This is a genomic window from uncultured Nitratireductor sp. (assembly GCF_913053745.1).
Classification (GTDB): Bacteria; Pseudomonadota; Alphaproteobacteria; order Rhizobiales; family Rhizobiaceae; genus Nitratireductor.
The window spans coordinates 1-6,860 of record NZ_CAJXGF010000199.1; the positions used below are offsets into that span (position 1 = coordinate 1).

The following is a 6,860-nucleotide window of genomic DNA, read 5'->3' on the forward strand; positions in this document are numbered from 1 at the left end:
CGTGGTCCTCGTAGTCTTCCTGCCATTCCGTCGGGCCGTTGGACGGGGAAACCTGCACCGCCGTGACCTTGTATTCGGGGCAGTTCGTGGCCCAGTCGGAATACTCGGTCGTCACCACATTGGCTTGCGTGGCCGGGTGGTGGAAGGTGGTGTAGACGACGCCCGGCGCAACGCGCTCTGTGATTGTGGCGCGCAGGCTGGTCTCGCCCGAGCGGCTCTTGAGCTTCACCCAGTCGCCTTCGCGAATGCCGCGATTCTCGGCGTCGAACGGGTGGATCTCGAGCAGGTCCTCGTCGTGCCAGACGACATTCTCCGTGCGGCGGGTCTGGGCGCCGACATTGTATTGCGAGAGAATGCGGCCGGTCGTGAGCAGCAGCGGGAAGCGCGGGCCGACCTTCTCATCGGTGGCCACATAGGCGGTGCGCACGAATTTGCCCTTGCCGCGCACGAAACCGTCCATATGCATGACGGGCGTGCCGGTGGGGGCCTTCTCGTTGCATGGCCACTGGACGGAACCTTCCTTGTCCAGAAGTTCATAGGTCACACCGGCGAAGCTCGGCGTGGTGGCTGCGATCTCCGCCATGATTTCGGAAGGATGCGCGTAGTTCCAATCCTGGCCCAGCGCGCGGGCCATGTCCTGCGTGACCTCCCAGTCGGCATAGCCGTTCTTGGGCTCCATCACCTTGCGGACGCGGTTGATGCGGCGCTCGGCATTGGTGAAGGTGCCGTCCTTCTCAAGGAAGGTCGAACCCGGCAGGAACACATGGGCGTAATTGGCGGTCTCGTTCAGGAAGAGGTCGTGAACGATGACGCATTCCATCGCTTCCAGACCGGCCGCCACATGATGCGTGTTGGGGTCCGACTGAAGAATGTCCTCGCCCTGAATGTAGAGCGCCTTGAAGGAGCCGTCGACAGCGGCGTCGAGCATGTTGGGGATGCGCAGACCCGGCTCGTTGTCGAGCTTCACGCCCCACAGGCTCTCGTAAATTGCGCGGGTCGCATCCTCGGAGATGTGGCGGTAGCCCGGCATCTCGTGTGGGAAGGAGCCCATGTCGCAGGAGCCCTGCACATTGTTCTGGCCGCGCAGCGGGTTCACGCCCACGCCCGGCCGGCCGATATTGCCGGTGGCCATGGCGAGGTTTGCAATGGCCATGACGGTGGTGGAGCCCTGGCTGTGCTCGGTGACGCCGAGGCCGTAATAGATCGCGCCATTGCCGCCGGTGGCGTAAAGACGCGCCGCACCACGGATCAGCTCCGCCGAAACGCCGGACATCTTTTCGACGGCTTCGGGGCTGTTTTCCGGCTGGAGAACGAAGCTCGCCCAGTCCTGGAATTCGTCCCAGTCGCAGCGCTCGCGGATGAACGCTTCATCGAACAGGCTTTCGGAAACGATCACATGGGCAAGCGCGGTTAGAACGGCGACATTGGTACCGGGCTTGAGCGGCAGGTGATAGCTCGCCTCCACATGGGGCGTGCGCACCAGCTCGATGCGGCGCGGATCGAGGACGATCAGCTTCGCGCCTTCGCGCAGGCGCTTTTTCAGGCGCGAGGCGAACACGGGATGACCGTCGGTCGGGTTGGCGCCGATCACCAGAACCACGTCGGAATGCTCGACCGAATCGAAATCCTGCGTGCCGGCGGAGGTGCCGAAGGTGGTTTTCAGGCCATAGCCGGTGGGCGAATGGCAAACGCGGGCGCAGGTGTCGACATTGTTGTTGCCGAAACCCTGGCGAACCAGCTTCTGCACGAGAAAGGTCTCTTCATTGGTGCAGCGCGACGAGGTGATGCCGCCGACCGCACCTCGGCCATACTGGTGCTGGATCCGGCGGAATTCACTGCCGATATGGGCGTAGACCTCTTCCCAGGACACTTCGCGCCACGGGTCCGTGATCTTCTCGCGGATCATCGGGTTGAGGACGCGATCCTTGTGGGTGGCGTAGCCATAGGCGAAGCGGCCCTTCACGCAGGAATGGCCGCGATTGGCCTTACCATCCTTATAGGGCACCATGCGGACGACTTCCTCGCCCTTCATCTCTGCCTTGAACGAGCAGCCGACGCCGCAATAGGCGCAGGTGGTGACGGCGGAATGATCGGGCATGCCCATCTCGACGATGGACTTTTCCTGCAGTGCGCCGGTGGGACAGGCCTGCACGCAGGCGCCGCAGGAAACGCATTCCGACTGCAGGAACGGTTCGTCCATGCCGGCGGTGATGCGGCTTTCAAAGCCACGGCCTTCCACCGTCAGGGCGAAGGTGCCCTGCTGTTCTTCACAGGCGCGAACGCACAGCGAGCAGACGATGCACTTCGCCGGGTCGTAAGCGAAATAGGGGTTGGAAACGTCCAGTTCCTTGAAGTTCACTCCGTGCTCGCCGATCGGCGAGGGTTCGAGGTGGTTTGCTCCTTCGTCGCCATAGCGGTTCTGCTTCAGGCCGACGCTCTCGGCCATGTTCGCCATCTCGCAGTCGCCGGCGGCACAGGCCGCGCAATCTTCGGGATGGTCGGACATATAAAGTTCCATCACGCCGCGGCGGATGGTGTTGAGGCGGTCGGTCTTTGTGTTGACGGAAATGCCGTCCATGGCCGGCGTGGTGCAGGAGGCAGGCGTGCCGCCCTTGCCCTCGATCTCGACGAGGCAGAGACGGCAGGAGCCGAAGCTTTTCACCATGTCGTTGGCGCACAGCTTCGGGACGGCGATGGCGGCCTCGCGCGCGGCGCGCATGATCGAGGTGCCTTCCGGAACGGTGACGGACTGGCCGTCAATGGTCAGCGTTACCGTCTTGTCAGAGCGGACAGCGGGGGTGCCGTAGTCGATTTCTTCTACGAAACGCTTGTCGGTTCCACACATGTTTTCCTCCTATTCCGCGGCTTCGCGCTGGGGCGCGGGGCGGAAATCTTCCGGGAAATGGGTCAGTGCGCTCATGACGGGGTAGGGCGTGAAGCCACCCAGTGCGCACAGCGATCCGAATTTCATCGTGTTGCAGAGATCGGTCACGGTCTCGATCTGCTCTTGCGGCGCGATGCCCTGCTTCAGCCGGTCGAGCACCTCGACGCCGCGCGTCGAGCCGATGCGGCAGGGCGTGCACTTGCCGCAGCTTTCCACGGCGCAGAACTCCATGGCGAAGCGCGCCTGCTTCAAAAGGTCGACCGTGTCGTCGAAGACCACGATACCGGCATGGCCGATGAGACCGTCCTTTTCGGAGAACGCTTCATAGTCGAACGGTGTGTCGAAAAGATCGCGCGGCCAGTAGGCACCGAGCGGACCGCCTACCTGCACGGCACGCACGGGACGGCCCGTGGCGGTGCCGCCGCCGATCTCGTCCACCAGCTCGCCGAGCGTCATGCCGAAAGCCGCCTCGAACAGGCCGCCATGCTTCACATTGCCGGTGATCTGGATCGGAATGGTGCCACGCGAACGGCCCATGCCGAAATCACGGTAATAGGCACCGCCCTTGTCGAGAATGATCGGTACGGAGGCAAGCGAAATCACATTGTTGATGACGGTCGGCTTGCCGAACAGGCCCTCATGGGCCGGCAGCGGCGGCTTGGCGCGCACCTGGCCGCGCTTGCCTTCCAGACTGTCGAGCAGCGCTGTTTCCTCACCGCAGACATAGGCGCCAGCGCCCACGCGCACTTCCATGTCGAAGGCGTATTTCGAGCCGAGCACGCTGTTGCCGAGCATGCCGCTAGCGCGGGCGGCGTCGATGGCCTCGTTCAGAATCTTGTGCACATTGGGATATTCGGAGCGCAGATAGACATAGCCCTTCGTCGCCCCCACGGCGATGCCGGCAATCGTCATGCCCTCGATGAGTACGAAAGGGTCGCCCTCCATGATCATGCGGTCGGAGAAGGTGCCCGAATCCCCTTCATCAGCATTGCAGACGATGTATTTCTGCGGGCCATCGGTGTCGTGCACCGTCTTCCACTTGATGCCGGTCGGGAAGCCCGCGCCGCCACGGCCGCGAAGGCCGGATTCGGTGACCTCCTCGACAATGCCGAGCGGCGTTTTTTCAAGCGCGTTGCGCAGGCCACGCAGGCCGCCATGCTTTTCGTAGTCTTCTAGCGAGACAGGATCGATGATGCCGCAGCGGGCGAAGGTCAGGCGGGTCTGCTTTGCAAGGAAGGGGATTTCCTCGGGCTTACCGAGGGAAAGCATGTGTGCGCCGCCTTCGGTGAGGCCTGCATCGAACAGGCCTGCCAGGTCTCCTGGCTTTACCGGGCCGTAGGCCACGCGGCCTTCGGCGGTTTCCACTTCGACCATCGGCTCGAGCCAGAACATGCCGCGCGAACCGTTGCGAACGATCTTCGCGTCGAGACCGCGTTTTTCGATTTCCTCAAGCGCGGCGGCAGCGACCTTTTCGGCGCCCAGCGCCAGCGCACCGGCATCGCGCGGAATGTAGATGTTTACAGTCATACCCGCACCTCCGCTGCAATTTCCACGGCCCGCGCCTCGTCCAGCCGGCCTATCACCTCGCCATCAAGCATGGCGGAGGGCGCACAGGCGCATAGACCGAGGCAATAGACGGGCTCCAGGGTCACCGCGCCATCGGCGGAGGTTTCGTGAAATTTGATGCCAAGCAGTTTCTGCAGCTTCTCGGCCACCGCATCGCCGCCCATGGACTGGCAGGCTTCGGCCCGGCAAAGCTTCAGCACATGGCGGCCTGCCGGCTTCTCGCGGTAGTCGTGATAGAAGGAGACCACGCCATAAACTTCGGCGCGTGTCAGGTTAAGGGCCTCGGCAATGAAGGGCAGGCTTTCACGCGGCACATGGCCGAGCTCCCGCTGAATGCCGTTCAGGATGGGCAGTAACGGGCCTTCTTCGTTCTTCCAGCGGTCGATGATCGGCGCGACGGCGGAAGCGATTTCGGTACGTGCCTGCTGCATATGCAGCGCCCTCCCTAACGATGCTCGTTGTGGAGGAAAAACAAATCCTTTGTGAAGGATCAATATAGCATATTCGTCGCTTGATAGAAAATTTCTATCATTTGTCTCCGTAGCGTTCCGCCAAAAGCCGCGCTTCGTAGAGCAGGGCGGAGACGAGCGGTGTATGCGGCTCACGCTTGGCTGCGACCAGTCCGACGAGATGACTCGCATCCGGCTCGACGATGGGAATGGCGCGAATCGGTTCGGAGAAGCCGAGCACCTCAGCCAGATTAAGCGGCATGATCGAGGCCCATTTGCCGGTGCGGATATGGGAGAACAGCACGATCATGGAATTCGACTCGAGCGTCGGATGGGCCGTCGCACCCACCTCTTCCAAGTGTTTGTTGATGATGCGGCGGTTCTGCATGTCCGGCGTGAGCAGGCAAAGCGGCAGGTCGGCGACTTCTCTCCAGGTGACCGTCTCGCGGTCGGAGAGACGGTTCCGCGCCGCTGTGATGAGTTGATAGCGTTCGGAATAGAGCGGCACGGAGGCAACGTGGCCAAGCGGTTCATTGTCGAGATAGGTGATGCCGATGTCGATCTCGAAATTCTCCAGGAGTGAGAGCACCTCGAGCGAGGTGCGCGAGATAATCGAGAAGGTGACTTCGGGATGCTTTTCGCGAAATGGCGTGGTGAGTTCGGGCAGCATGGCGAGCGCCGTTGGAATGGCGGCGATACGGACATGGCCGGCAAGACCGCGCCGGGCGGCTTTCATCTCGGCGCGCATGGTGCGCGTATCGCCGACGATGCGACGGGCCCATTCCAGCACACGCTGGCCCTCCGGTGTCAGGCCCTGAAAGCGCGAACCACGTTGCACAAGCATCACACCGAGCTGGTCTTCGAGCTGCTTTATGGCGGCGGAGAGCGTCGGCTGTGTGATGCCGAGCTCGGCGGCGGCCCGCCCGAAATGCTGCTCCTTGGCAAGCGTGATAAAAAACTCCAGCTTGTCGATCATGGCGCGACGCTACCTTGGTGCTGCGCGCCGGGCAATGCGGAAGGTTCGGTCGTAACGCGTTGGCGGTTGATTTGCCTCTCTTGGCCGAAGACCCCATCTGCTTTATCTGGGAGAAAAAGCAAAGGCATGTGCATATGACTCTCGACAGGCAGACGGTGATCGATCGCTTAAGGTCCGTGAAGGGTCCGGATCTCGAAGACGATATCGTTTCGCTGGGTCTCGTTTCGGAGATTTTCATCGCCGATGACAAGGTGTTTTTCTCGATCACGGTCCCGGCCAAGCGTGCGCAGGAACTCGAGCCATTACGGCAAGCGGCGGAGAACGCCGTAAAATCGCTACCGGACGTCAAAGGTGCGATGGTTGCGCTAACGGCGGAGAAAGCGGGTGGCGGCATGGGCACCAACCCGCCACCACGCCCGAAACCTGCGCCTCAGCGTCCAACGCCGGGCGGCCCCGCAGCGCAGGCCGGCCAGCAGCCGGCCAAGCAGGATGTGCCGGGCATCAAGGCAATCATAGCCGTGGCCAGCGGCAAAGGCGGAGTCGGTAAATCGACCACCGCGGTCAATCTGGCGCTGGGGCTGAAATCACTCGGTCTGGAAGTGGGCATTCTCGACGCCGACATCTACGGCCCGTCGATGCCGCGCCTGCTCGGCCTCACAGGAAAGCCGGAAACCGTCGACGGCAAGACGCTGAAGCCGATGGAGGCATTCGGCATCAAGGTCATGTCGATGGGCTTCCTGGTGGAAGAAGACACGCCGATGATCTGGCGCGGACCCATGGTCGTCTCGGCCCTTCGCCAGATGTTGCGCGATGTGGCCTGGGGCGCGCTCGACGTTCTTGTGGTCGACATGCCGCCCGGCACGGGTGACGCGCAGCTCACCATGGCGCAGCAGGTGCCGTTGGCCGGCGCTGTGATTGTCTCGACACCGCAGGATCTGGCGCTGATCGATGCTCGCAAGGGGCTCAACATGTTCAAACGAGTCGA

The 6,860-nt window shown here is 62.5% G+C and carries 5 protein-coding genes; 1 reads left to right on the forward strand and 4 read right to left on the reverse strand.

Translation table 11 applies throughout. The annotated features are described in order from the left end of the window. The 4 genes from fdhF to QZ638_RS21525 all read right to left on the reverse strand — a co-directional run. Positions 1–2,845 (reverse strand): formate dehydrogenase subunit alpha (gene fdhF, locus QZ638_RS21510; protein ID WP_295814326.1); only part of this gene is annotated, 2,845 nt, incomplete at its 3' end. A 9-nt stretch (positions 2,846–2,854) separates the two neighbouring features. Further along, positions 2,855–4,411: an NADH-quinone oxidoreductase subunit NuoF gene (locus QZ638_RS21515; protein WP_295814328.1), complete on the reverse strand. Its 1,557-nt coding sequence runs from the start codon at positions 4,409–4,411 to the stop codon at positions 2,855–2,857. After that, positions 4,408–4,887, reverse strand: a complete 480-nt coding sequence (locus QZ638_RS21520) for a formate dehydrogenase subunit gamma (protein WP_295814337.1) — start codon at positions 4,885–4,887, stop codon at positions 4,408–4,410. The genes QZ638_RS21515 and QZ638_RS21520 overlap by 4 nt, the downstream gene beginning before the upstream one ends. 91 nt (positions 4,888–4,978) lie before the next feature. Then, entirely contained in the window at positions 4,979–5,875 is an 897-nt protein-coding gene (locus QZ638_RS21525) for a LysR family transcriptional regulator (protein ID WP_295814331.1), read from the reverse strand. A 134-nt stretch (positions 5,876–6,009) separates the two neighbouring features. Between QZ638_RS21525 and QZ638_RS21530 the strand changes: the two genes are divergently transcribed. Then, on the forward strand, positions 6,010–6,860 hold an 851-nt coding region (locus QZ638_RS21530), incomplete at its 3' end, for an Mrp/NBP35 family ATP-binding protein (RefSeq protein ID WP_295814334.1).